General features: G+C 61.6%; 21 protein-coding genes. 19 read left to right on the top strand and 2 right to left on the bottom strand.

What is annotated here, in order from left to right; translation table 11 throughout:
- Positions 1-127 precede the first annotated feature (127 nt).
- The 4 genes from HBO23_RS03295 to HBO23_RS03280 are packed head-to-tail and all read left to right on the top strand — an operon-like array spanning position 128 to position 1,812.
- Entirely contained in the window at positions 128-625 is a 498-nt protein-coding gene (locus tag HBO23_RS03295) for a DUF6231 family protein (protein WP_017137187.1), read from the top strand.
- Between the two features lie 4 nt (positions 626-629).
- Positions 630-1,100, top strand: a complete 471-nt coding sequence (locus HBO23_RS03290) for a YchJ family protein (RefSeq protein ID WP_017137186.1) — start codon at positions 630-632, stop codon at positions 1,098-1,100.
- 20 nt (positions 1,101-1,120) lie between these two features.
- Complete coding sequence (locus tag HBO23_RS03285; RefSeq protein WP_017137185.1) at positions 1,121-1,603, top strand: LEA type 2 family protein; 483 nt, start codon at positions 1,121-1,123, stop codon at positions 1,601-1,603.
- Positions 1,600-1,812 (top strand): SEC-C metal-binding domain-containing protein, encoded by a 213-nt coding sequence (locus HBO23_RS03280; protein ID WP_017137184.1) that lies wholly within the window; start codon positions 1,600-1,602, stop codon positions 1,810-1,812. Before HBO23_RS03285 ends, HBO23_RS03280 begins: the two co-directional genes overlap by 4 nt.
- A 125-nt stretch (positions 1,813-1,937) precedes the next feature.
- On the opposite strand, the gene HBO23_RS03275 is transcribed toward HBO23_RS03280, so the two are convergent.
- Both HBO23_RS03275 and HBO23_RS03270 read right to left on the bottom strand, forming a co-directional pair.
- A complete protein-coding gene (locus HBO23_RS03275; RefSeq protein WP_170036482.1) occupies positions 1,938-3,323 on the bottom strand; it encodes an ATP-binding protein in 1,386 nt (461 codons plus the stop codon).
- Positions 3,320-4,030, bottom strand: coding sequence for a response regulator (locus HBO23_RS03270; protein WP_017137182.1), 711 nt, complete (start codon positions 4,028-4,030; stop codon positions 3,320-3,322). Before HBO23_RS03270 ends, HBO23_RS03275 begins: the two co-directional genes overlap by 4 nt.
- A gap of 197 nt (positions 4,031-4,227) precedes the next feature.
- On the opposite strand from HBO23_RS03270, the gene HBO23_RS03265 reads away from it, so the two are divergent.
- From HBO23_RS03265 to pdeM, 15 genes are all read left to right on the top strand, one after another.
- Positions 4,228-6,612 (top strand): TonB-dependent siderophore receptor, encoded by a 2,385-nt coding sequence (locus tag HBO23_RS03265; protein WP_170036480.1) that lies wholly within the window; start codon positions 4,228-4,230, stop codon positions 6,610-6,612.
- Positions 6,613-6,637: 25 nt separating this feature from the next.
- Positions 6,638-7,756, top strand: a complete 1,119-nt coding sequence (locus tag HBO23_RS03260; protein ID WP_170036478.1) for an ABC transporter substrate-binding protein — start codon at positions 6,638-6,640, stop codon at positions 7,754-7,756.
- A 196-nt stretch (positions 7,757-7,952) separates the two neighbouring features.
- Positions 7,953-9,011, top strand: a complete 1,059-nt coding sequence (locus HBO23_RS03255) for an iron ABC transporter permease (protein ID WP_017137179.1) — start codon at positions 7,953-7,955, stop codon at positions 9,009-9,011.
- Entirely contained in the window at positions 9,008-9,793 is a 786-nt protein-coding gene (locus HBO23_RS03250; protein WP_170036476.1) for an ABC transporter ATP-binding protein, read from the top strand. Before HBO23_RS03255 ends, HBO23_RS03250 begins: the two co-directional genes overlap by 4 nt.
- 93 nt (positions 9,794-9,886) lie before the next feature.
- Positions 9,887-10,531, top strand: coding sequence for a glutathione binding-like protein (locus HBO23_RS03245; RefSeq protein WP_170036474.1), 645 nt, complete (start codon positions 9,887-9,889; stop codon positions 10,529-10,531).
- A 206-nt stretch (positions 10,532-10,737) separates the two neighbouring features.
- A complete protein-coding gene (locus HBO23_RS03240) occupies positions 10,738-13,179 on the top strand; it encodes a penicillin acylase family protein (protein WP_170036472.1) in 2,442 nt (813 codons plus the stop codon).
- A 235-nt stretch (positions 13,180-13,414) separates the two neighbouring features.
- The gene (locus HBO23_RS03235; RefSeq protein ID WP_017137175.1) at positions 13,415-14,419 is read left to right on the top strand and encodes a ligase-associated DNA damage response exonuclease; all 1,005 of its coding nucleotides are present in this window, start codon (positions 13,415-13,417) and stop codon (positions 14,417-14,419) included.
- Positions 14,416-16,050 (top strand): ATP-dependent DNA ligase, encoded by a 1,635-nt coding sequence (locus tag HBO23_RS03230; protein WP_170036470.1) that lies wholly within the window; start codon positions 14,416-14,418, stop codon positions 16,048-16,050. The genes HBO23_RS03235 and HBO23_RS03230 overlap by 4 nt, the downstream gene beginning before the upstream one ends.
- 328 nt (positions 16,051-16,378) lie before the next feature.
- Positions 16,379-17,158 carry a transporter substrate-binding domain-containing protein gene (locus HBO23_RS03225; RefSeq protein ID WP_017137173.1) on the top strand — a complete coding sequence of 260 codons (780 nt, stop codon included), beginning with the start codon at positions 16,379-16,381 and terminating at the stop codon, positions 17,156-17,158.
- Positions 17,159-17,218: 60 nt separating this feature from the next.
- On the top strand, positions 17,219-17,947 hold the full coding sequence (locus tag HBO23_RS03220; RefSeq protein WP_017137172.1) for an ABC transporter permease: 729 nt from the start codon (positions 17,219-17,221) through the stop codon (positions 17,945-17,947).
- Positions 17,944-18,654 carry an ABC transporter permease gene (locus HBO23_RS03215; RefSeq protein ID WP_017137171.1) on the top strand — a complete coding sequence of 237 codons (711 nt, stop codon included), beginning with the start codon at positions 17,944-17,946 and terminating at the stop codon, positions 18,652-18,654. The genes HBO23_RS03220 and HBO23_RS03215 overlap by 4 nt, the downstream gene beginning before the upstream one ends.
- A gap of 9 nt (positions 18,655-18,663) precedes the next feature.
- The gene (locus tag HBO23_RS03210) at positions 18,664-19,782 is read left to right on the top strand and encodes a succinylglutamate desuccinylase/aspartoacylase family protein (RefSeq protein WP_170036468.1); all 1,119 of its coding nucleotides are present in this window, start codon (positions 18,664-18,666) and stop codon (positions 19,780-19,782) included.
- 13 nt (positions 19,783-19,795) lie between these two features.
- Positions 19,796-20,560, top strand: a complete 765-nt coding sequence (locus tag HBO23_RS03205) for an ATP-binding cassette domain-containing protein (RefSeq protein ID WP_017137170.1) — start codon at positions 19,796-19,798, stop codon at positions 20,558-20,560.
- 57 nt (positions 20,561-20,617) lie between these two features.
- Positions 20,618-23,098: a ligase-associated DNA damage response DEXH box helicase gene (locus HBO23_RS03200; RefSeq protein ID WP_138452022.1), complete on the top strand. Its 2,481-nt coding sequence runs from the start codon at positions 20,618-20,620 to the stop codon at positions 23,096-23,098.
- Positions 23,098-23,748, top strand: a complete 651-nt coding sequence (gene pdeM, locus HBO23_RS03195; RefSeq protein WP_017137168.1) for a ligase-associated DNA damage response endonuclease PdeM — start codon at positions 23,098-23,100, stop codon at positions 23,746-23,748. Before HBO23_RS03200 ends, pdeM begins: the two co-directional genes overlap by 1 nt.
- The last annotated feature ends 19 nt before the right edge of the window (positions 23,749-23,767 follow it).

The raw sequence follows: 23,767 nt of genomic DNA, 5'->3' as shown, positions 1-23,767 counted from the left end.
GCGCCAGTACGCCACACCCCCGGTTTCATTGAGGATCGCCGCATTTGTAGGACTTTTCGCTGCCGCCCGCTCTAGGCCCGCACGCTCAGCCGCGCTAGTCTCTAGGGTTCTGATGTGAGGATCTGTGATGACCGCTGGTATTTCTTCCCGTACACCCCAGCAAGCCCTGGCCGCTTTGCTCGACTTGCACCAGCCCAAACGCCTGTTGTTGTTGGGCGCCAGCCAGTTTCCGGCGCTGGAGGCGTTCCAGGCCGAGCACCCGGACACCATCGTGGCCATCGCCCCGCCCGGGCCGTTGCCGGCAGAACTGGCGGCGCAGCGTTTTGACCTGGCGCTGGTGGTCGACTGCCTGGAGCACCTGTCAAAACCGCAAGGCCTGACCTTGCTCGGCGGCATTCGCAACCTTAATAGCAGCCGCATTGCGGTGCTGGTGGACCTGGGCGCCTGCGGCTGGAAAGACACCGACTTCTTCTCCCTGGCCCTGCAAGCCGGCGAGCGTTTCCAGCGCGACGAGCAGGTACTGACACTGTTTACCTATGATCTGCTTGACTACAAACAGGTGCCCGACTGGCTCAACGCCCGTTTCTGGGCCAACCCGGAAAATTTTGGAAAGTATTGGTGGTAACCCGATGAGTACATCCATTTGCCCCTGCGGCAGCGGCAACCTGTTGGATGCCTGCTGCGGCCACTATCACGCCGGCCACCCGGCGCCGTGCGCCACCGCGCTGATGCGCTCGCGCTACAGCGCCTATGTGCTGGGCCTGGTGGACTACCTGGTGGCCACAACCTTGCCCGCGCAGCAAGCCGGCCTGGACCGCATCGCGATCAGCGCCTGGAGCGCGCAGAGCACCTGGCTGGGCCTGGAGGTGGAAAGTTCGGAAGTGTTCGGCGGCCAGCCGGAACATGCATTCGTGACCTTTACCGCACGCTGGCATGACAGCACCGGCGAACACAGCCACCGTGAGCAGTCGTCTTTCGTACAGAATGACGGGCGCTGGTACTTCATCGATCCGACGGTTGAGTTCAAGGCCGGGCGCAATGATGTATGTTTGTGCGGCAGTGGCCAAAAATTCAAGAAGTGCTGTTCCAGCTACCTCTAATCACCCACAGGGAAAACGCCATGCTTCGGATGTACAGCTTGATGCTGGCGTTGACCTTGAGTCTCAGCGGCTGCGCGTCGTGGTTTGAAGACGATGCGCCTACGCCCCACGTCGCCCTGGTGAAAGTCGAGGTGGTACGGGCCAAGCTGCTGGAGCAGAAATTCAAACTGTGGTTTCGCGTGGATAACCGCGACGACGCCGACCTCACGGTGCGCGGCCTGATCTATAAGGTCAGCCTGGGCGGTTTTGTCTTGACCGAAGGCGAGTCCAACGAATGGCTGACCATACCGCCGCGCAGTCATGGTTTTTTTCGGGTGAAGGTGCGCACCAACCTCTGGCCGAAGATCCGCGATGTGGTGCAAATGCTCAAAAACCCGACCAAACCCGTGCCCTATCGCCTGGAAGGCGAGCTGAAAACCGGATTATTCATCGGTAATGACGTGCAGGTCGCCCACAATGGCGAGATAATCCCCGGTGATTTTATTCCGGAGCGACATCGATGACTCAGCAACCCCATGTCCATGGTCCTGACTGCAACCACGATCACGATCAGCATGATCACGGCCATGATCACGACCACGGCCATGTCCACGGCCCGAACTGCGGCCACGCTCACCAGGAGCCGGTGCGCAACGCGTTGAAGGACGTGGGTCGCAACGATCCGTGCCCGTGCGGCAGTGAGAAGAAATTCAAGAAGTGCCACGGGGCCTGATGCCCTGAATGCAGTCAGTGTGGGAGCTGGCTTGCCTGCGATAGCGGTCTGACAGTTAACAATGTGTCAGCTGACCCACCGCCATCGCAGGCAAGCCAGCTCCCACATTTGCTCCGTATTTCAGATCAGAGCTTTCTCTGGAACTGCAACACCACCTCCACCCCCCCGCCTTCCCGATTACTCAAACTCAACCGGCCCTCATGCGCCCGCGCAATCGTGTGCGCAATGCTCAGCCCCAACCCGTAACCGCCCGTATCGGCATTGCGTGAGCCTTCGATGCGGTAAAACGGTTCCATCACCTGCTCCAGTTGCTCCTGGGGAATCCCTGGGCCACGGTCACTGATGACGATTTTCAAACTGTCCACCTGATCCTCAACCCGCACCACCACCTCTCGGCCATAACGCACCGCATTTTCCAGCAGGTTCTGCACGCAACGCTTGAGGCTGCGTGCATAGCCCGGCAGCGGTTGCCGGGCGCGACCGACAATGGTCACGCTTTCGCCCACGTCTTCAAGGTCGGCCTGCAGGCTTTGCAGCAAGGCATTGATGTCGATGTTCTGCCGCGTCTCGTTGATTTCGCCGCTGCTGACAAAATCCAGGGTGCTGGAGACCATGTGTTCCATTTCTTCCAGGTCACTGCGAAACCGCTCCTTGGTGCGCGTGTCTTCGAGCATCTCGGTGCGCAGGCGCAGGCGTGTGATCGGCGAGCGCAGGTCGTGGGAAATCGCCGCCAGAAAGCGCGTGCGCTCGGCAATATTGGCTATCAACCGTTGCTGCATCGCATTAAACGCCTGGGCGGCGCGGCGCACTTCGGTGGGGCCGTCCAACGCTAACGGCGGGCGCTGGATATCCCGGCCCAGGGCTTCGGCGGCCTTGGCCAAGGCATTGAGCGGGCGGATGGCCAGGCGCACCGCCACCAACGCGATGATCACCAGCACCAGCACGCGCAGCAAATAGATGCGCATCACGTAGTCGAACAGCAAGTCCAGCGGCGACGTGCTGGTCCAGCCCTGCTCCTCACTGGCGTCCACCTGCAACCAGCGCCCATCGGGCAGGCGCAGGTCGATCAGGAACTGCCCGATGACCGGCTTGGAACTGAGCAGGGTCGAGAGCCCGGCGCCTTGCCCTTCGCCATCAACCAGAGACAGGCGCAGCAACATCAGGGTCTGGGCAGAACCGGTTTTCTCCGTCAGCACCTGCTTGATCAGCCGCTCGGTGGGCCGGTCACTGTCGGTCAACGTGCTCGGCGTGTTGCTGGCCTGATCGCTTAAGGTCAGCTGAAAATGCGGCGTATTGAGCAGTTTGATCAACTGGTCGGCCTGCTGCGGGTCGCTGTGTACCAGGCGCACCACGTCTGCCAGGCGTGTGGCGATCAACCGCGCAGGAATCTCCAGCACCTGGCCATGCCGACGGTCGTACCAGATGCTGCTGGTCAGCGCCTGGGCCGCGAGCATGCCGCTGACCAGAATCAGCACCAGCCGCCCGAACAGCGAACGCGGCAGCAGTCTCACGACTCCAGCACCACATCATCGGCGGTCAGCATGTAACCCTCATTGCGCACGGTTTTGATCAGCCCCACCGGCAGCTGCGAGCGCAGGCGGCTGACACACACGTCGATGGAGCGGTCGAACGGCGTGCTGTCCTTGTCGAAGACATGGTTGAGCAAAAAGTCGCGACTCAACGGCCGGTTGGGGTGCTGCAACAGCAGGCGCAGCACACGGTAATCCGAGTTGCCCAGGCTCACCACCACGCCCTCGGGCGTGAGCAATTGCCGCGCCCGTGTGTCGAGTTGCCAGCCGGCAAAACGAATACTCGGTGCTTCATCCAGGCGTGCTCGATCGGGAAAGCTCTGCACCCGGCGCAACACCACCTTGATTCGCACCAGCAACTCACGCGGGTCGAACGGCTTGGGCAGGTAGTCGTCGGCGCCGATTTCCAGGCCGACGATGCGGTCGATCAACGAGCCTTTGGCGGTGAGCATCACCACCGGCGTGTTGGAACTGACGCGCAGTTCGCGGCACAGGCTCAAGCCGTCTTCGCCAGGCAGCATCAGGTCAAGCACGATCAGGTCGATCACATTCAGCGCCAGGCGGCGGCGCATTTCCTTGCCGTCGGCGGCGGTGGACACCTGAAACCCCGCGTCACTCAAGTAGTCGCAAAGCAACTGACGGATTTGCGGGTCATCATCAACGATCAGCAGGTGGTCAAGCTTGGCCATGGGCAGTCAATCCGAAAACTCAAAACGCAGGAGATAGCCGAAAGTTCATCCAGCGATACACGCAAATGTAATGGAATGTTGTGGGAAACCATAATCACGCATCAGCGATACAAAGCCAGGGCATGGCAGGCGGAATCGCTCTTTAGACTACCGAACCTAAATGAGAGTAATTGTAATTTAGACTCGGATCATCACCTATGTCATTGCCCACGCCCCAACGTCACACGCTGCACACAACCCTGGCACCGATGTTCGGTTTCCTCGCCGCCGGCAGTGTTGCGCCGACCGCCTGGGCCCATGCGCCGGCCGCCACGCCGAATGATTCGGTGGTAAGCCTGCCGCAAATCAAGGTCGACGGCCAGGAAGCCACCTCCACCTTCAAAGTCGACCGCGTGACCTCCGCCAAAATCAGCCAGCCACTGCTCGACGCCCCGCAAAGCGTGACCATCGTGCCGCAGCAGGTGCTCAAGGAGCAGAACGCGCAGACCTTGCAGGAAGTGTTGCGCAACGTGCCCGGCATCACCTTCATGTCCGGCGAAGGCAACTTGGGCTGGGGCGATCTGTTTTCGATCCGTGGGTTTTCCTCCGAGCAAAGCCTGACCGTCGACGGCGTGCGCGACGCGGGCATGTCCACACGCACCGACACTTTCAACCTGCAACAGGCCGAAGTGTTCAAGGGCACGGGTTCGATCGAGTCCGGCGTTTCCGCCGTGGGCGGCAGCGTCAACCTGGTGAGCAAAGAAGCGCACCTGGGCGATGCCAACAAGGTGTCCGCCGGGATCGGCACCGACAGCTACCGTCGCCTCACCGCCGACCTCAATAAACAGCTGAACGACACCACCGCCGTGCGCATCAACCTGATGAAGCACTACAACCAAGTGGCCGACCGCGACGACGTGGACTACGACCGCTGGGGCATCGCCACCTCATTCGGCTTCGGCCTGGGCACCGACACGCGCTTTTTCGTCGACACCTTTTACCAGAAAGACACCAATACGCCGGACGGAGGCGTGCCGATCCAGCGTGGCACCGACGGCCACCGCATGCCCGGCGTCAAACGCTCCGACTGGTACGGCGACTCCAGCCTTTATACCCAGGAGAACGAAACCACCTCGCTGACCGCCCGCTTCGAGCATGACTTTGACTGGCACGACGCCCACCTGCGCAACCAGACGCGCTGGGAACGCAGCGACAACTTCGCCGTGCTGTCGCCGGCACGCTTCTTCGTCGCCGATGCCAGCGGTAAAAAAACCTGCACCGGCGCCCGCTGTGCGACCTTGGGCTACACCGGCGTAGGGCCTATCAGCCAAGTGCCCGGCAGCACGGTGAATGCCTACACCGACTACGTGAACAACAGCAACACCGGCCACGGCATCCTGCGGGGCGGCGATTTTGGCCTGTCCAAGCGCTACACCATCCTGGATAACCAGACCGACTTCAGCTTCACGTTCAACACCGGCAGCCTGCAGCACGCCGTGGTCAGCGGCCTGGAGTTCTATCACGAGACCTACGGCGGCCTGAAACGCAACGCCGAAGTGCCGGCCGGCGATCTGTTCTTCAACATGAACGACCCCAGCCACAGCTTCGCCAGCACCTACGTGACCAAAGGCGAAGGCGACCCGCGCTCGGTGATCGATAACGCCGGTGTCTACGCGGGCGACACCGTCACCCTCAACGAGCAATGGCAAGTGCTCGGCTCGCTGCGCTACGACAACTGGCGCGCGCAAACCAGCCAGCGCGGCCAGGCCGACATCAGCAGCACCGACGGCGCAGTGAGCGGTCGCGTCGGCGCGGTGTACAAGCCATTGCCGAACGGCAGCATCTACGTGTCCTACAGCGAGGCGGCGCAACCGTCGGCGCTGGGCGCGTCCACCAACAACCAGATCTACGGCGCGTCCACCACCAGCAACTACAGCCCGGCCAAGTCGAAAACCTACGAGATCGGCACCAAGTGGGACATTGCCCACGACATGCTCAATGTCACGGCGGCGATCTTCCGCACCGAATTGGACAACGCCTGGGAATACCAGGACGGCGAATCCGCCCCGGTGCGCGCCCTGCCCGCCAAGCGTGTGGACGGCATCGAACTCGGCCTGCAAGGCAACATCACCCCGCGCTGGACCGTCTACACCGGCTTCTCGGCGCTCAAAAGCACGCAGACCAAAGGTATCAATAAAGGCGCGGAAGCCAAGAACGTCCCCGACCTGACCGCCAACCTATGGACCACCTACGCCGTCACCGACGCCCTGAGCCTCAGCTACGGCGAGCAATACGTGGGCCGTCGCCGCTACAGCGACAACAAGGATGTCGGCGGTTTGAACAACAACAGCAGCTACGCCAACGGCCCGTCCGGCGTGTATGCGATCTACACCCGCGACCACGAAAAAGCCCCGGGTTACTGGCTGAGCAACCTGGCGGCGCAATACAAGGTGAACAAGGACACCACGGTCAACCTTAACCTCAACAATGTGTTCAACACGTTCTATTACAGCCAGGTCGGCGCGTCCCTCGACGGCTTCCAGCTCTACGGCATCCCAGGTGCCGCTCGCACGCTCACCGCCAGTGTCGATTATGAATTCTGATTGCCCCTCACCCGGAGTCCTTTCCATGTTCAAACCTCGTAACGTGCTTAAGCTCGGCGTGCTGTGCGCCGCGCTGGTCCTCGGCCACGCCGAAACTGCCGCTGCCCATGAAGTCACCGACGCGTTGGGCCGCAAGGTCGAGGTCAAAGACCACGTCAAACGTGTGGTGCTGGGCGAAGGCCGCTTGATTTCGGCGTTTGCCTTGCTCGACAAGGACGCGCCGTTCCAGCGCATCGTCGGCTGGCAGAACGATTTGAAGCTGCTGGACCAGCACACTTACAACGCCTATGTGGCGAAGTTTCCTACGGTCAAAGACATCCCGTTGATCGGGCAAGCGTCGGAGCAGAGTGTCAGTGCTGAGGAGATTCTCTCGCTGAAACCGGACCTGGCGGTGTTCAGCATTTCCGGCCACGGCCCGACCGAACACAGCGCGGTGGCAGACGTGCTGGCCAAAGCCGGCATCCCGGTGTTGTTCGTCGACTTTCGCATCAACCCGGTGCAAGGCACCCACACCAGCATGAACGCGCTGGGCCAGGCCTTGGGCCGTGAAGCCCAGGCCAAGGCGTTTCTGGGTTTCTATGACCAGCACATCAAGGCCATCACCGACGCCGTTGCCACCTTGCCTGCCGCCGGCCCGCGCCCGAGTGTGTTCCTCGAATTGCTCGCCGGTGCCTGGCAGGCACCGGGGCACACCACCGGCAAAAGCGGCATGGGTGAAGTGATCAAGCTGGTCGGCGGGCGCAATATCGCCGCCGAGGTGGTGCCGGGTGCGCTGGGGGATATCAGCGTTGAATACGCGCTCAAGGCCGACCCGGATGTGTACGTGGCCACCGGCAACCACAAGCCTGGGCTGATTCTCGGCGCTGGCGTGAGCACCGATGAAGCCCGTGAGGCGTTTGATCGGGTATTGGCGCGGCCGGAGTTCGCCAGCCTCCGTGCCATCCGCGAGGGCAATGCCCACGGCCTGTGGCACGATTTCTACAACTCGCCGTACAACCTGCTGGCGATTGAAGTATTGGCCAAATGGGTACACCCGGAACTGTTCGCCAAGCTCGACCCGCAAGCGACTATGGAACAGATCAACCAGCAGTTTTTGGGGATGCCGCTGCAGGGTGCTTACTGGATTGACGCCAAAACCAAGTAACCCCTAGCGCCATGCACAAATGCAGGAATGCAGGAATGCAGGAATGCAGGAATGCAGGAATGCAGTCAGTGTGGGAGCTGGCTTGCCTGCGATAGCGGTGTGTCAGTCACTGAATTAATCGACTGGCACACCGCTATCGCAGGCAAGCCAGCTCCCACATGTGGATTTTCGTTGTTTTCAACATTGTGTGAGCCCCATGACCACTCAAACCCTCGACCTTGCCAGCGCCACTCATGGCTATCGCCGTTTGCTGGCCCGGCGTGCCTGGCTGCTGGCGCTGCTCGGCATCGCGCTGGTCTGCGCCATTCTGGTGGACCTGGCCAGCGGCCCGTCGGGCATGGGCCTGCTGGCGTTGCTCGACGGCATCCTGCATCCGTCGCACCTGAGCGCCACCGACCAGGTGATCATCTGGAACGTGCGCCTGCCCTACGCGCTGATGGCGGTGCTGGTGGGTTGCGCGCTGTCTCTGGCCGGGGCCGAGATGCAGGCGATCCTCAATAACCCGCTGGCCAGCCCGTTTACGTTGGGCGTGTCGTCGGCGGCGGCCTTGGGCGCCTCGCTGGTCATCGTGTTTCCGGTGACCACGCTGTGGGTGTCGGCCAACACCGCGATTTCCATCTCGGCGTTTATCTTTGCCGCCGCCTCGGTGTTTTTGCTGCAAGCCATGTCACGCCTGCGCGGTGCGGGCGTGGAAAGCCTGGTGCTGTTCGGCATCGCACTGGTGTTCAGTTGCAACGCCGTGGTGGCTTTGCTGCAACTGGTGGCCACCGAAGACGTGCTGCAACAATTGGTGTTCTGGACCTTGGGCAGCGTGACCCGCGCCAACTGGGACAAGCTCGGCATCCTCGCCTTTGTGGTTGCCGTGGTGCTGCCGTTTTCCTTCGCCGCCGCGCCGCGCCTGACCCTGCTGCGCATGGGCGAAGACCGCGCACAAAGCTTTGGCGTGGACGTGAAGCGCCTGCGGTTTTTCTCGTTGCTTCGCATCAGCCTGCTGTCGGCCACCGCCGTGGCGTTTGTAGGCACCATCGGTTTTATCGGCCTGGTGGGGCCGCATATCGCGCGGATTCTCGTGGGTGAAGACCAGCGTTTCCTCCTGCCCGCCAGTGCGTTGACCGGCGCCTTGCTGCTGGCGCTGTCGTCGATTGCCAGCAAACTGATCATGCCCGGCGTGATTGTGCCGGTGGGCATTGTCACCGCCTTGGTGGGCGTACCGATTTTTGTGGTGTTGGTGTTCAAGCGCGGGAGGCAGTTATGAGTGCGGGGTTATCGGTACACAACGCCACGGTCAGCTACGGGCGTCGGCAGATTGTGCATGAGCTGAGCTTGCCGACCCTGCCCCACGGCAGCCTCACCGCCTTGATCGGCCCTAATGGCGCGGGTAAATCCACGCTGCTGCGGGCCATTGCCGGGCTGGAAAAGATGCAAGGCGTGGTCAGGCTGGGTGACCTCGACCTGTCAGCCATGTCGGTGGCCGAGCGTGCGCGCCGCGTGACGTACATGCCGCAAAACCTGCCGCCGGGCCTGAGCCTCAGCGTGATGGAAAGCGTGATCGCCGCGTTACGTGTGGCCAATGTGGACGGCATTGCGCTGTCCAGCGAGGCCTGCCTGGGCGAAGCCTTCGAAGCGTTGCAGCGTATCGGCATCGCGCATTTGGCCGATCAGCTGCTGAGCACGTTGTCCGGCGGCCAGCGCCAATTGGTCGGCCTCGCCCAGCTGATTGCGCGTCGCCCGCAAGTGATGCTGCTCGACGAACCCACCAGCGCGCTCGACCTTAATTACCAATTAAAAGTCATGGGCTGCGTGCGCACGCTGGTGCGCGAACACAATTTGATCGCCGTGGTGGTGCTGCACGATATCAACCTGGCTGCACGCTTCGCCGACCATATTGCCGTGCTGCGCCAGGGCAGGTTGTACGCCAGCGGCGTGGCGGATGAGGTGCTCGACCCGGCGTTGTTTGCCGAGGTCTATGGCGTACAGGTGCGCATTGAGCGGTGCTCGCAGCAGTCATTGCAGGTGTTGGTCGATGGGGCGGTGTGATTGGCTTCTAAGGTTAGACGCAAATGTTTGATTGAATTATTGCCCCTTGATCATCACCTATAGAGACAGGCATTCGCTCATTTGGAGAGCTTCATGATCGACCTGTACTACTGGACCACCCCCAACGGTCACAAAGTATCGCTGTTCCTGGAAGAAGCCGGCCTGCCCTACACGGTGCACCCGATCAACATTGGCCAGGGCGAGCAGTTCAAGCCGGACTTCCTGAAGATCGCTCCCAACAACCGCATCCCGGCCATCGTCGATCACAGCCCGACCGACGGCGGCGCGCCGATTTCGCTGTTCGAATCCGGCGCGATCTTGCTGTACCTCGCGGAAAAAACCGGCCAATTCATTCCAAAAGACCTGCGCGGCCGCCAGGAAGCGCTGCAATGGCTGTTCTGGCAAATGGGCGGGCTGGGGCCGATGGCGGGTCAGAATCATCACTTCAGCCAATTCGCACCGGAAAAGATTCCTTACGCGATCAAGCGCTATGTGGACGAAACCGCGCGCCTGTACGGCGTGTTGGACCGACGCCTGGCGGACCGCGCGTTCGTGGCGGGTGAGGACTACAGCATCGCCGACATGGCGATCTACCCGTGGATCGTTTCCCACAAGTGGCAGAGCCAGCGTCTGGAGGACTTCCCGCACGTGCAGCGCTGGTTCAACAGCATCAAGGAACGGCCGGCGACGGTGCGGGCGTATGAACTGGTGCAGAAAGTGAATCCGCCAAAATCCTGATCTATGTGGGAGCTGGCTTGCCTGCGATAGCATCACCTCGGTGTAACTGACACACCGAGGCGTCAGCATCGCAGGCAAGCCAGCTCCCACATTGTTCTCTACCGGTCTCAAGATCTCACGCTTAACCCAAACTCCTGCTTGCGTCGTTTCGCCGCGCTCACTAACGTAGCGCCTTTAATGACGCTACCCCCCGCAGGAGCTTTGCCATGGCCTCGCCAGCCCTCTCACACTTTATCCCCCGGTTCGGCGTTGCCGCGGCAGTGGCCAGTGCTTTAAGCCTGGCCGGTTGCCAGCTCCAGAGCACCCAGGACACCCTGCCGCCGGTGGCCGGTGTGCAACCGATCAAAGGCCTGGCACAGAATGTGTCGGTGCGCCGCAATGCCCAGGGCATGCCGTTGATCGAAAGCAACACCTTCCATGACGCGCTGTTCAGCCTCGGTTATGTACACGCCAGCGACCGCATCACGCAGATGGTCACTTTGCGCCTGTTGGCCCAGGGCCGCCTGGCGGAGATGTCCGGCCCGCAAGTGCTGGATGTCGACCGTTTCATGCGCGCGGTCAACCTGAAAAAAAGCGCCGGCGAGCTGTATAACGCTTCGTCGCCGCGCCTCAAGCGCTTCTTTGAAGTGTATGCCCGTGGCGTCAACGCCTACCTGTTCCGCTACCGCGACAAGCTGCCGCCGGACCTGGCCCAGACCGGCTTCAAGCCCGAGTACTGGAAGCCGGAAGATTCGGCGCTGCTGTTCTGCCTGCTGAACTTCAGCGAGTCGAGCAACCTGCAGGAAGAACTCTCGTCGCTGGTGCTGGCGCAGAAAGTCGGGGCCGACAAGCTCGCCTGGCTGACGCCGAGTGCGCCGGACGAGCCGATCCCGATGGACGAAGCCGACAAGCTCAAGGGCGTGAACCTCAGCCAGATCACCGGCCTTGCGGGGCTCGAAAGCATCGGCCAGCAGTTGAACAGCCTCAACGCACTGGCCGTCACCACCTCTAACAACTGGGCCATCGGCCCGCAACGCAGCCGCAGTGGCAAAAGCCTGTTGGCCAACGACCTGGCAGCCCAGCCACAAGCACCGTCGCCATGGAACTACGTGCAGATCCGTGCCCCGAAATACCAGGCGGTCGGCGTCTCGATTGCCGGTTTGCCGACCCTGCTGTCCGGCTTCAACGGCAAAGTGGCGTGGAGCATGAGCGCGGTAAAAGGCGACACCCAGGACCTGTTCCTGGAGAAGGTCAAACGCCAAGGCAGCGCGTTGTACTACGAGAACAACGGCAAATGGCTACCGGCCGTCGTGCGCAACGAAACCTACTTCGCCAACGGCCAGCGGCCGATTCGCGAAGTGGTGTACGAAACCCGCCACGGCGCCCTGCTCAACAGCAGCCAGGCACTCACCACCGGATTCGGCCTGGCCCTGCAAACCGCCGACCTCAAGGACGACAAGAGCCTGGACGCATTCTTCGACCTGTCCCGCGCCCAAAGCGCCGGCAAGGCCTCGGACGCAACCCGGGAAATCCGCGCCATCGCCCTCAACATGATCTTTGCCGACGCGAGCAGCATTGGCTGGCAAGTCACTGGCCGCTTCCCCAACCGTCGCGAAGGCGAAGGCCTGCTGCCCTCGCCGGGCTGGGACGCGCGCTTTGACTGGGACGGCTACGCCGACGCGATGCTGCACCCTTACGATCAGGACCCGGCCCAAGGCTGGATCGGCACGGCCAACCAGCGCACCGCGCCACGCGGTTATGGCATGCAGTTGTCCAATTCCTGGGACGCCCCGGAGCGCAGCGAGCGCCTGGCACAACTGGCCAACGCCGGCAAGCATGACAGCCGCAGCATGATCGCCATGCAGTACGACCAGACCACCACGTTTGCCGCCAAGCTCAAGACCATGTTCCAGGCGCCGGGTATGGCCCAGCCACTGAAACAGGCAATCGATGCGCTGCCGGCAACCGAAGCTGTGAAGGCACGCGAAGCGCTCAGTCGCTTGATGGCGTTTGATGGCCGCCTGGCACCGACCTCCGCAGACGCGGCGATCTATGAGTTGTTCCTGCAGGAAAGCACCAAGCAGATCTTCCTCGACGAACTCGGCCCGGAAACCAGCGCCAGCTGGAAAGCCTTTGTCAGCAACGCCAACCTGTCCTATTCCGCCAACGCCGACCACCTGCTGGGCCGCGAAGACAGCCCCTTCTGGGACGACGTGCGCACCGCGCAAAAAGAAGACAAACCGGCGATCCTCGCCCGCAGCCTTGCCGCCGCCATCACCGCTGGCGACAGCCAATTGGGTGGTGATCACAAGGCCTGGCAGTGGGGCAAACTGCACACCACCACCTGGAAAAACACCAATGGCCAGGTGATCCGCGGGCCGTTTGCCAGTGGCGGCGACCACAACACCCTGAACCCGGCGCCGTACAGCTGGGGGCAGGATTTTGTCACCACCCAAGTGCCGGCGCTGCGCATGATCGTCGACTTCAGCCAAATCGAACCGATGATGGGTCAAGGTGGCATCGGCCAATCCGGCAACCCGGCCAGCCCGAGTTATGCGAACGGCATCGATGCGTCGCTCAAGGCGCAATACCTGAGCTTCCCTATGCAGCCGCAGAACTTTGACAAGGTGTACGGGAAAACCCGCTTGACCCTCACACCCGGCAAGTAACCCGGTGATCGTTCCCACGCTCTGCGTGGGAATGCATCCTGTGACGCTCCGCGTCACGCCATCAAAATGTGGGAGCTGGCTTGCCTGCGATTGCGGTGTGTCAGTCACTAATTAATCGACTGACACACCGCAATCGCAGGCAAGCCAGCTCCCACATTTGATCGCCTGCATTTAGATAGAACTTCTCAAGTCTCGCTCCCCTCATACCTGATAAGCCCACTGCCCCGGCACGCCCATGGACCTTGTCATCGCCCGCCCCGAAGGCCTCTATTGTACTGCGGGAGATTTCTACATCGACCCATGGCGCCCGGTGGACCGCGCCGTCATCACCCACGCCCATGGGGACCACGCCCGCACCGGCAACCAGCATTACCTGGCCGCCGCTCCCGGCGAAGGCATCCTGCGTTCGCGACTGGGCCAGGACATCAACCTGCAAACCCTGGCCTACGGCGAAAAACTCATCCACCACGGCGTCACCCTGAGTTTCCATCCCGCCGGGCATGTGCTCGGTTCCGCGCAGGTGCGCCTGGAATACCAGGGCGAAGTCTGGGTAGCCTCCGGCGACTACAAAGTCGAACCCGATGGCACCTGTGCGCCCTTTGAGCCAGTGCGTTGCCACACCTTTATTACTGAATCCACCTTCGGCCTGCCGATTTACCGCTGGCAACCCCAGGCGCAGATTTTTGCCGGCATCAATGATTGGTGGCAGGCCAATATCGCGGTCGGCAAAGCCAGCGTGTTGTTCTGTTATTCCTTTGGCAAAGCCCAGCGCATCCTGCATGGCATCGACGCCAGCATCGGCCCGATTCTCAGCCATGGCGCGGTGGAACCGCTGAACCGCGTGTACCGCGAGGCCGGCATCTATATCCCCGAAACCTTATATGCCGGGGACTTCAAAAAGACTGACCCATTGCTGCGTCAGGCACTGATCATTGCGCCGCCGTCCGCCGGTGGCAGCAGTTGGATCAAGCGCTTCGGCGACTACAGCGACGCCTTCGCCAGCGGCTGGATGCGCCTGCGTGGCACGCGACGGCGGCGCGGTGTGGACCGAGGCTTTGTGCTCTCGGACCACGCCGATTGGCCCGGACTGCTGTGGGCCATCGCACAGACCGGCGCCGAACGGGTGATGGTCACCCATGGTTCCGTAGGCGTTTTGGTGCGTCATCTGCGCGAAAAGGGCCTGGACGCCCAAGGGTTCACCACCGAATACGGCGATGACGAAGAAGAGGCCACGGCATGAAAGCCTTCGCCGAGCTGTACGCCAACCTCGACGCCACCACCTCCAGCAACGCCAAGCTGGCCGCGCTGCAAGCCTACTTCCGCCAGGCGCCACCCGAAGATGCGGCCTGGGCGGTGTACTTCCTCTCCGGCGGGCGGCCCCGGCAATTGGTGCCGACCCGTCTGCTGCGCGACATGGCCACCGCAGCATCGGGCATAGAACCTTGGTTATTCGAAGAAAGTTACCAGTCGGTAGGCGACCTGGCCGAGACCATTTCCCTGTTGTTGCCCGAATCCTCCTATACCTCGGAAGACGGGCTTGCAGTGTGGCTGGAGGAAAAGCTGCTGCCCCTGCGTGGCCTGCCGCCGCTGGAATTGGCCGAACGCCTGCCGGCGTTATGGGCGCAGCTCGATCAGCCGAGCCTGATGGTGTGCATCAAATTGATCACCGGCAGTTTTCGTGTCGGCGTGTCCAAACTGCTGGTCACCCGCGCCCTCGCCGCCATGGCCGACCTGGACAGCAAACGTGTGGCACAACGCTTGGTGGGCTACACCGATTTGTCCAACCGGCCTACGGCCGAAGGCTACCTCAAGCTGATCGCCGCCGAATCGTCCGACGAGCATGCGCAACGCGGCGGTCAGCCGTATCCGTTTTTTCTGGCCCATGGGCTGGCGCAACCGGTGGAGCAGTTCGACGCCTTGCTCGGCGCACCCGCCGACTGGCAGGTGGAATGGAAGTGGGACGGCATTCGCGCGCAACTGGTCAAGCGCGACGGTCGCCTGTGGGTCTGGTCGCGCGGTGAAGAGTTGGTCACCGAGCGCTTCCCCGAACTGCACAGTTTGGTCAGCGGCCTGCCGGATGGCACGGTGATCGATGGCGAAATTGTCGTGTGGAAAGACGCGGTGCAACCCTTCGCGCTGTTGCAACAGCGCATCGGCCGCAAAACCTTGAGCAAAAAGGTCCTGGAGGATGCGCCCGTCGCGGTCCTGGCCTATGACCTGCTGGAGCATCAGGACGACGATTGGCGCAACCACACCCAGGCCGAGCGCCGCGTCCAGCTTGAGCAAGTGATCGCGCAGTGCAACCAGCCCGTGCTGTTGCCATCTCCCTTGCTGACGGGCAAGAGCTGGAAGGACCTGGCGGAGCAACGCGAAGACTCTCGCCGCCTCGGCGTGGAAGGCATGATGCTAAAAGCCCGCGATGGCCTGTACGGCGTGGGCCGCACCAAGGACATGGGCGTGTGGTGGAAGTGGAAAGTCGACCCGTTCAGTGTCGATGCCGTACTGATTTACGCCCAGCGCGGCCATGGCCGCCGCGCCAGTCTGTACAGCGACTACACCTTTGCAGTGTGGGACGGCCCGCCCGGCACTGAACGCACGCTGGTGCCATTCGCCAAGGCTTATTCAGGGCTGACTGACGAAGAAATGCGCAAGGTCGACGCCATCGTGCGCAAGACCACGGTGGAAAAATTCGGCCCGGTCAGCAGCGTAACGCCGAGCATGGTGTTTGAGCTGGGGTTTGAGGGGATTGCCTTGTCCAAACGCCACAAGAGCGGGATTGCCGTACGGTTTCCCAGGATGTTGCGGTGGCGGCAGGATAAGACAGTGGAAGAAGCCGACAACCTCGGCACGTTGCAGGATTTGTTGACCTGACCCCTTCCCCCCAAACACTGCAAAACCCTGTGGGAGCCGGGCTTGCCCGCGATGGCGGTGGGTCAGCTTAGAGAGATTGGGCAGACACACCGCTATCGCGGGCAAGCCCGCTCCCACATTTTGAATTTCATTTGCTTCAAAATGGTGCGCTGAATTTTCCATGCCCATTTTCGGGCATCTCCTACACTCACATCTCCCTTATCCCACCTTTTAAAACACTCATTCGGAACTATGGTGCAGAAATTGCTACTTGTGATCCGTCTGACACCGTTCAGTAACAGTCCTAACCGCGCCACAAGCGCTTATCTTGGTTTCCAGGGATTACATAATGAAAAAAGCATTGCTGACCCTTTCTGCACTGGCTCTGTGCATGGCTGCTGGTACCGCGCTGGCCAAGGAATACAAGGAATTGCGTTTTGGTGTCGATCCTTCCTACGCGCCATTCGAGTCCAAGGCCGCCGACGGCAGCCTCGTAGGCTTCGATATCGACCTGGGCAATGCGATCTGTGCCGAGCTGAAAGTGAAGTGCAAGTGGGTTGAAAGCGACTTCGACGGCATGATTCCAGGCCTCAACGCCAACAAGTTCGACGGTGTGATTTCCTCGATGACCGTGACCGAAGCCCGTGAAAAGGCGATCGATTTCTCCAGCGAGCTGTTCTCCGGCCCGACGTCCCTGGTGTTCAAAAAGGGCGCGAACTTCTCCACGCCTGAGTCCCTCAAGGGCAAATCCGTGGGCTACGAGCAAGGCACCATCCAGGAAGCCTACGCCAAGGCCGTGCTGGACAAAGCCGGTGTGACCACCAAGGCCTACGCCAACCAGGACCAGGTCTACGCCGACCTGACCTCAGGCCGCCTGGATGCTTCCGTACAGGACATGCTGCAAGCCGAACTGGGCTTTTTGAAGTCGCCAGCCGGCGCTGACTACGAAGTCAGCAAGGCCATCGATGACCCACTGCTGCCATCCAAAACTGCGGTCGGTATCAAAAAAGGTAACAAAGACCTCAAGGCCTTGCTCGATAAAGGTATCAAAGCGTTACACGATGATGGCACCTACGCCACCATCCAGAAGAAACACTTCGGCGACCTGAACCTCTACAGCGGTAAATAACACCCCGGCGCCCACCGGTTTGCGGTGGGCGCTTTTTTATCGCCATTAGGTCCTGAATTCATGTTTGAAGATCTTTTGCAAACCCTGGGGCTGGGTGCCTTCAGCTTGAAGGGGTTCGGCCCGCTGTTGCTGCAAGGTACGTGGATGACCGTGAAACTGTCGGTCGCCTCCCTGGCCGTCAGCGTCCTGCTGGGCCTGCTCGGCGCCAGCGCCAAACTGTCCAGCGTCAGCCTGATCCGCATCCCTGCCCAGCTCTACACCACCTTGATTCGCGGCGTGCCCGACCTGGTGCTGATGCTGCTGATTTTCTACAGCCTGCAAATCTGGCTGACCGGCTTTACCGACTTTATGGAATGGGACTACATCGAGATCGACCCATTCAGCGCCGGGGTCATCACCCTGGGCTTCATCTATGGCGCCTATTTCACCGAGACGTTTCGCGGCGCGATCCTCGCCGTGCCGCGTGGCCAGTTGGAAGCGGCGACCGCCTACGGGCTCACGCGCGGGCAGCGGTTTCGCTTCGTGACCTTCCCGCAGATGATGCGCTTTGCCTTGCCGGGCATCGGCAACAACTGGATGGTGATGCTCAAGGCCACCGCGCTGGTGTCGATCATCGGTCTGGCGGACCTGGTCAAGGCCGCGCAGGATGCGGGCAAGAGTACTTATCAGCTGTTCTATTTTCTGGTCATCGCGGCGCTGATCTACCTGCTGATCACCAGTGCATCCAACGTCGTCCTGCGCTGGCTTGAGCGCCGCTACTCCGCTGGGTCCCGGGAGGCCGTGCGATGATCGAACTTATCCAGCAATACTGGCGGCCTTTCCTTTATAGCGACGGTCAGCACATCACCGGGCTGGCGATGACCATGTGGCTGCTCAGCGCGGCGCTGGTGATCGGCTTTCTGGTCTCGATTCCGCTGTCCATCGCCCGCGTTTCGCGCAAACGCTCCATACGCTGGCCGGTGCAGTTCTACACCTACCTGTTTCGTGGCACGCCGCTGTATATCCAACTGTTGATTTGCTACACCGGCATCTACAGCATCGCCGCCGTGCGCGCGCAACCGGTGCTGGATGCGTTCTTTCGCGACGCGATGAACTGCACCATTCTGGCCTTCGCCCTCAACACCTGCGCATACACCACGGAAATTTTCGCCGGCGCGATCCGCAGCATGGCTCATGGCGAAGTCGAAGCGGCCAAGGCTTACGGCCTGAGCGGTTGGAAGCTGTATGCCTATGTGATCATGCCCTCGGCCCTACGCCGCTCGCTGCCCTACTACAGCAACGAAGTGATCCTGATGCTGCACTCGACCACGGTGGCGTTTACCGCGACGGTGCCGGACATTCTCAAGGTGGCGCGGGATGCCAACTCGGCCACCTACATGACCTTTCAATCATTCGGCATCGCCGCGCTGATCTACCTGACCGTGACCTTCGCGCTGGTCGGGCTGTTTCGTCTAGCGGAACGTCGCTGGCTGGCCTTTCTCGGGCCGAGCCACTAAGGAGTCGTCATGCGTCATCAGGTGCATGAACTGATCGCGCCGGTGCCGGGCACGGCGCGGCAGGTTCACAGTTTCCACTTCGGCCCGGAACAGGCTGAAGGCAAGATCTATATCCAGTCATCACTGCATGCCGATGAGCTGCCGGGCATGCTGGTGGCCTGGCACCTGAAGCTGCGCCTGGCGGAGCTGGCGGCGGCTGGGCGCCTGCGCAGTGAGATCGTGCTGGTGCCCATCGCCAATCCGGTGGGACTTGAGCAGGTGTTGATGGACATTCCGTTGGGCCGCTACGAGCTGGAAAGCGGGCAAAATTTCAATCGCCTGTTTGTCGACCTCAGTGAGGAGGTCGGCAATCAGGTCGAAGGCCTGCTGGGCGACGACCCCACGCACAACGTCGAGCTTATTCGCGACGCCCTGAGCCTGGCCCTTGCGGCGCAAACGCCTGCTACCCAGCTGCAATCCCAACGCCTGGTGTTGCAACGCCTGGCATGCGATGCCGACATGGTGTTGGACCTGCATTGCGACTTTGAAGCCGTGGCGCACCTGTACACCACGCCCGAGGCATGGCCGCAGGTGGAGCCGCTGGCGCGCTATATCGGCTCGGAAGCCAACTTGCTGGCGACCGACTCCGGCGGGCAGTCGTTCGACGAGTGCTTCACGCTGGTGTGGTGGCAGTTACAGCAACGCTTCGGCGAGCGCTTCCCGATCCCGATGGGCAGTTTTTCGGTGACCGTCGAACTGCGCGGCCAGGGCGACGTCAACCACGGCCTGGCGGCGCTGGATTGCCAGGCGATCATCGATTATCTGACTCACTTCGGTGCCATCACCGGTGACGCGCCGCCACTGCCCGAGCTGCCCTACCCGGCCACGCCGCTGGCGGGCGTGGAACCGGTGACCACGCCGGTCGGCGGCTTGCTGGTGTTCAGCGCCCTGCCCGGTGAATACCTGGAAGCCGGGCAACTGATCGCCGAAATCATCGACCCCATTACTGACCGCGTAACGCCTGTGCACTGCAAACATGCCGGCCTGCTTTACGCCCGTTCGCTGCGGCGCATGGCCACTGCCGGCATGGTGATCAGCCATGTTGCAGGCACGCAAGCCTACCGCAGCGGCTACCTACTTTCGCCTTGAGGATGCACGCCCCATGTACAAATTGACCGTTGAAGGCCTGCATAAAAGCTATGGCGACAATGAAGTGCTCAAAGGTGTCTCGCTCAAGGCCAACACCGGTGATGTGATCAGCCTGATCGGCGCCAGCGGCTCGGGCAAAAGCACCTTTTTGCGCTGCATCAACTTTCTGGAAACGCCCAACGACGGCGCCATGACCCTAGATGGTCAGCAGATCCGCATGGTCAGCGATCGCCATGGCATGCGCGTGGCCGACGACGCCGAATTGCAACGCCTGCGTACGCGGCTGGCGATGGTGTTCCAGCACTTCAACCTGTGGAGCCATATGAGCGTGCTGGAAAACATCACCATGGCACCGCGCCGGGTACTGGGTTGCAGCAAGAAGGACGCCGAAGACCGTGCCCGTCGCTACCTGGATAAGGTCGGGTTGCCGGCACGCGTGGCCGATCAATACCCGGCGTTCCTTTCTGGTGGCCAACAGCAACGGGTGGCCATCGCCCGCGCCCTGGCCATGGAGCCGGAGGTGATGCTGTTTGACGAACCCACCTCGGCCCTCGACCCGGAACTGGTCGGCGAAGTGTTGAAAGTAATACAGGGTTTGGCCGAGGAAGGCCGCACCATGATCATGGTCACCCACGAGATGAGTTTTGCGCGCAAGGTGTCGAACCAGGTGCTGTTCCTGCACAAGGGTCTGGTGGAAGAGCAAGGCACGCCCGAAGATGTGTTGGGCAACCCGAAGAGCGAGCGCCTGCAGCAATTTCTGAGCGGTAACTTGAAGTAAACCTTTGCGACGCCTGGAGGGTCTCTGACATAGAGACTCCAGAGCGTCAGCCGCCGAATGGCAAAACCCCTCGATTTCGCCAAAACATGGTTTGCCACCAAGGGCTGGAAGCCGTTCGCCTTTCAAAAAGCCGTGTGGGCGGCGGTTAAAGACGGCCAATCAGGCCTGCTGCACGCCAGCACCGGCGCGGGTAAAACCTATGCGCTGTGGTTTGCCGCCCTCAACCGCTTCGCCGTCACTCGCCCGCCCGCCACCGGTAAACGCAAAGCGCCCGCTGAGCCACTGACGGTGTTGTGGATCACGCCCATGCGAGCCTTGGCCGCCGACACGGCGCGCGCCCTGGAGGCGCCACTGGCGGCACTGGAGATTCCATGGAGTGTCGGCCTGCGTACCGGCGACACCAGCAGCAGCGAACGCGCGCGCCAAACCCGGCGTCAGCCCACCGCGCTGGTGACCACGCCGGAAAGCCTGACATTGATGCTCGCGCGTGCCGACAGTGAGACCAGCCTGGCGCACCTGCGCATGGTGATCGTGGATGAGTGGCACGAACTGATTGGCAACAAGCGTGGCGTGCAACTGCAACTGGCGTTGGCGCGCTTGCGGCGTTGGCATCCGGATTTGATGGTGTGGGGGATTTCCGCGACCTTGGGCAATCAGTCTCACGCCCTTGAGGTTCTTGTCCCACAAGGCGGTGGGATCAATGTGCAGGGGCAGACGGCTAAAGAACTGAAGGTCGACACCTTGTTACCGCCGACCACCGAGCGATTTCCCTGGGCTGGCCATATCGGCTTGAAGATGCTCCCGCAAGTGGTGGCCGAAGTGGACGCCAGCAGCAGTTGCCTGGTGTTTACCAATACGCGGGCACAGTCGGAGATCTGGTACCAGGCGTTGCTGGAGGCGCGTCCGGACTGGGCGGGCGTGATTGCCCTGCACCATGGCTCGCTGTCGCGTGAAACACGCGACTGGGTGGAGCGCGCCCTGAAAGACGGCCAGCTCAAGGCCGTGGTGTGTACCTCGAGCCTGGACCTGGGTGTGGATTTCCTGCCGGTGGAGCGCGTGCTGCAAATCGGCTCGGCCAAAGGCGTGGCGCGCCTGATGCAGCGCGCCGGCCGCTCTGGTCATGCGCCAGGCAGGCCATCACGGGTGACGTTGGTGCCAACCCATAGCCTGGAACTGGTGGAAGCCGCCGCCGCCCAGGACGCGATAGCGCAGCGGCGCATCGAAGCTCGCGAATCGCCCTACAAGCCATTGGATGTGCTCGTACAACACTTGGTGAGCATGGCCCTGGGCGGTGGTTTTACCCCGGATGCGCTGTTGGCGGAGGTGCGTGATGCCTGGGCTTATCGTGACCTTACTGACGCCGACTGGGCCTGGGCGCTGGGGTTTGTGCGCCATGGCGGCCTGTCGTTGACGGCCTATCCGGATTACCGCCGAGTGGAACCCGACGAGCATGGCGTGTGGCGCGTGCCGGATGCACGCCTGGCGCGGCGTCATCGCATGAGCGTGGGCACTATCGTCAGCGATGCGAGTATCCAGTTGAAATTCTGGAGCAAGGGCGGCGGCGGCAAGAATCTGGGCAGTGTCGAGGAAGGTTTTATCGCCCGGCTCAAGCCTGGCGACGGTTTTTTGTTTGCAGGGCGTTTGCTGGAGTTGGTGCGAGTGGAAAACATGACCGCGTATGTACGGCGCAGCACCGCGAAAAAGGCTGCCGTGCCGCGCTGGAATGGCGGGCGCATGCCGCTATCCAATGAATTGGCGCAGGCGGTGGTCGAGCGCTTTGATGCAGCCGCCCACGGGCACTTCGATGGCCCGGAGATGCGGGCAGTGCAACCCCTGTTACAAACCCAGTTGCGCTGGTCTGGCCTGCCGACACGTGCGTACTTGCTGGCGGAAGCCCTGAAGTCGCGGGAAGGCTGGCACCTGTTTCTCTACCCGTTCGCCGGTCGCCAGGTGCATCTGGGGCTGGCGAGCCTGCTGGCGTGGAGGGTCAGCCAAGGCCAGCCGGTGACCTTTTCGATTGCGGTGAATGATTACGGGCTGGAACTATTGAGCGCTACGCCGGTGGACTGGCCGGTTGTGTTGAATCAAGCGTTGCTGAGCCCAACGAACTTACTGTTGGACGTGGCGGCCAGCTTGAATGCCGGTGAGCTGGCGCTGCGCCGCTTTCGCGAAATCGCCCGCATCGCCGGGCTGGTGTTTGCCGGTTACCCTGGCGCGCCGAAAAGCACACGGCAGGTGCAGGCTTCCAGCGGCTTGTTCTTTGAGGTGTTCAAACAATACGACCCAGAGAACCTTTTGCTGACCCAGGCCGGAGAAGAAGTCCTGCGTGATGAGTTGGATATTCGTCGGCTGGAAGAGACATTGCGTCATTTGTCGGCGCTGAAACTCGACCTGCACATGATCGAACGGCCGACGCCGCTGGCTTTTCCACTGCTGGTTGAGCGAATGCGCGAGAGCATGAGTTCGGAGAAGCTGTCCGAGCGTATTGCACGCATGGTCAAGGACCTGGAAAAAGTCGCGGATACCGGGAAACGTTGATGCATTATTCGCTGACGCTTGAGGGTGAGGAGTTGTGGCTGCTGGCGGAAAAGGCGATTTACTGGCCCGCCCGCCAGTGCCTGCTGATCGCCGATGCGCATTTTGGCAAGGCCTCGGCGTACCGCAGCCTCGGGCAACCGGTGCCGCAGGGCACCACTACCGACAACCTGCAGCGCCTGGACCGCCTGTTATCGGCCCTGCCGTGTGCGCAGGTGATCTTTCTCGGTGACTTCCTGCACGGCCCGGGTTCGCACGCCAGCGGCACCCTGAGCGCCTTGAGAACCTGGCGCGAGCGCAATCACGCACTGAACCTGACCTTGATTCGCGGCAATCACGATAAACGCGCTGGCGACCCGCCTGCCGACTTGAGGATTGAAGTGGTGGCCGAGCCGCTATTGATGGGGCCATTTGCATTGCAGCATGAGCCGGATGCCCATCCCAGCCAGCATGTGCTGGCCGGGCATGTGCATCCTGTGTACCGGTTGCGCGGCAAAGGTCGGCAGAGTTTGCGTTTGCCGTGCTTCCAGATCGGCTCGAAGATCAGCTTGCTGCCGGCATTCGGAGCTTTTACCGGCGGTTACTCCGTAGAGAAAAGCGACGATCGGCAAGTATTTGTGATCGGCGATCAAGACGTATGGCCGGTGTGCTGAAGCGCCAGCCATGTCTTTT

This window comes from Pseudomonas sp. WS 5532 (assembly GCF_012985445.1).
In the GTDB taxonomy this organism is placed as follows: Bacteria; Pseudomonadota; Gammaproteobacteria; order Pseudomonadales; family Pseudomonadaceae; genus Aquipseudomonas; species Aquipseudomonas edaphica.
Note: the sequence above shows the minus strand (reverse complement) of the source record. Positions and strands in the feature narration are given on the sequence as shown.

Coding starts and splice junctions, on each gene's coding strand:
- HBO23_RS03260 (WP_170036478.1), top strand. CDS start 6,638: ATGTTCAAACCTCGTAACGTGCTTAAGCTCGGCGTGCTGTGCGCCGCG.
- HBO23_RS03295 (WP_017137187.1), top strand. CDS start 128: ATGACCGCTGGTATTTCTTCCCGTACACCCCAGCAAGCCCTGGCCGCT.
- HBO23_RS03240 (WP_170036472.1), top strand. CDS start 10,738: ATGGCCTCGCCAGCCCTCTCACACTTTATCCCCCGGTTCGGCGTTGCC.
- HBO23_RS03250 (WP_170036476.1), top strand. CDS start 9,008: ATGAGTGCGGGGTTATCGGTACACAACGCCACGGTCAGCTACGGGCGT.
- pdeM (WP_017137168.1), top strand. CDS start 23,098: ATGCATTATTCGCTGACGCTTGAGGGTGAGGAGTTGTGGCTGCTGGCG.
- HBO23_RS03230 (WP_170036470.1), top strand. CDS start 14,416: ATGAAAGCCTTCGCCGAGCTGTACGCCAACCTCGACGCCACCACCTCC.
- HBO23_RS03290 (WP_017137186.1), top strand. CDS start 630: ATGAGTACATCCATTTGCCCCTGCGGCAGCGGCAACCTGTTGGATGCC.
- HBO23_RS03205 (WP_017137170.1), top strand. CDS start 19,796: ATGTACAAATTGACCGTTGAAGGCCTGCATAAAAGCTATGGCGACAAT.
- HBO23_RS03200 (WP_138452022.1), top strand. CDS start 20,618: ATGGCAAAACCCCTCGATTTCGCCAAAACATGGTTTGCCACCAAGGGC.
- HBO23_RS03245 (WP_170036474.1), top strand. CDS start 9,887: ATGATCGACCTGTACTACTGGACCACCCCCAACGGTCACAAAGTATCG.
- HBO23_RS03235 (WP_017137175.1), top strand. CDS start 13,415: ATGGACCTTGTCATCGCCCGCCCCGAAGGCCTCTATTGTACTGCGGGA.
- HBO23_RS03215 (WP_017137171.1), top strand. CDS start 17,944: ATGATCGAACTTATCCAGCAATACTGGCGGCCTTTCCTTTATAGCGAC.
- HBO23_RS03280 (WP_017137184.1), top strand. CDS start 1,600: ATGACTCAGCAACCCCATGTCCATGGTCCTGACTGCAACCACGATCAC.
- HBO23_RS03255 (WP_017137179.1), top strand. CDS start 7,953: ATGACCACTCAAACCCTCGACCTTGCCAGCGCCACTCATGGCTATCGC.
- HBO23_RS03210 (WP_170036468.1), top strand. CDS start 18,664: ATGCGTCATCAGGTGCATGAACTGATCGCGCCGGTGCCGGGCACGGCG.
- HBO23_RS03285 (WP_017137185.1), top strand. CDS start 1,121: ATGCTTCGGATGTACAGCTTGATGCTGGCGTTGACCTTGAGTCTCAGC.
- HBO23_RS03225 (WP_017137173.1), top strand. CDS start 16,379: ATGAAAAAAGCATTGCTGACCCTTTCTGCACTGGCTCTGTGCATGGCT.
- HBO23_RS03265 (WP_170036480.1), top strand. CDS start 4,228: ATGTCATTGCCCACGCCCCAACGTCACACGCTGCACACAACCCTGGCA.
- HBO23_RS03270 (WP_017137182.1), bottom strand. CDS start 4,030: ATGGCCAAGCTTGACCACCTGCTGATCGTTGATGATGACCCGCAAATC.
- HBO23_RS03220 (WP_017137172.1), top strand. CDS start 17,219: ATGTTTGAAGATCTTTTGCAAACCCTGGGGCTGGGTGCCTTCAGCTTG.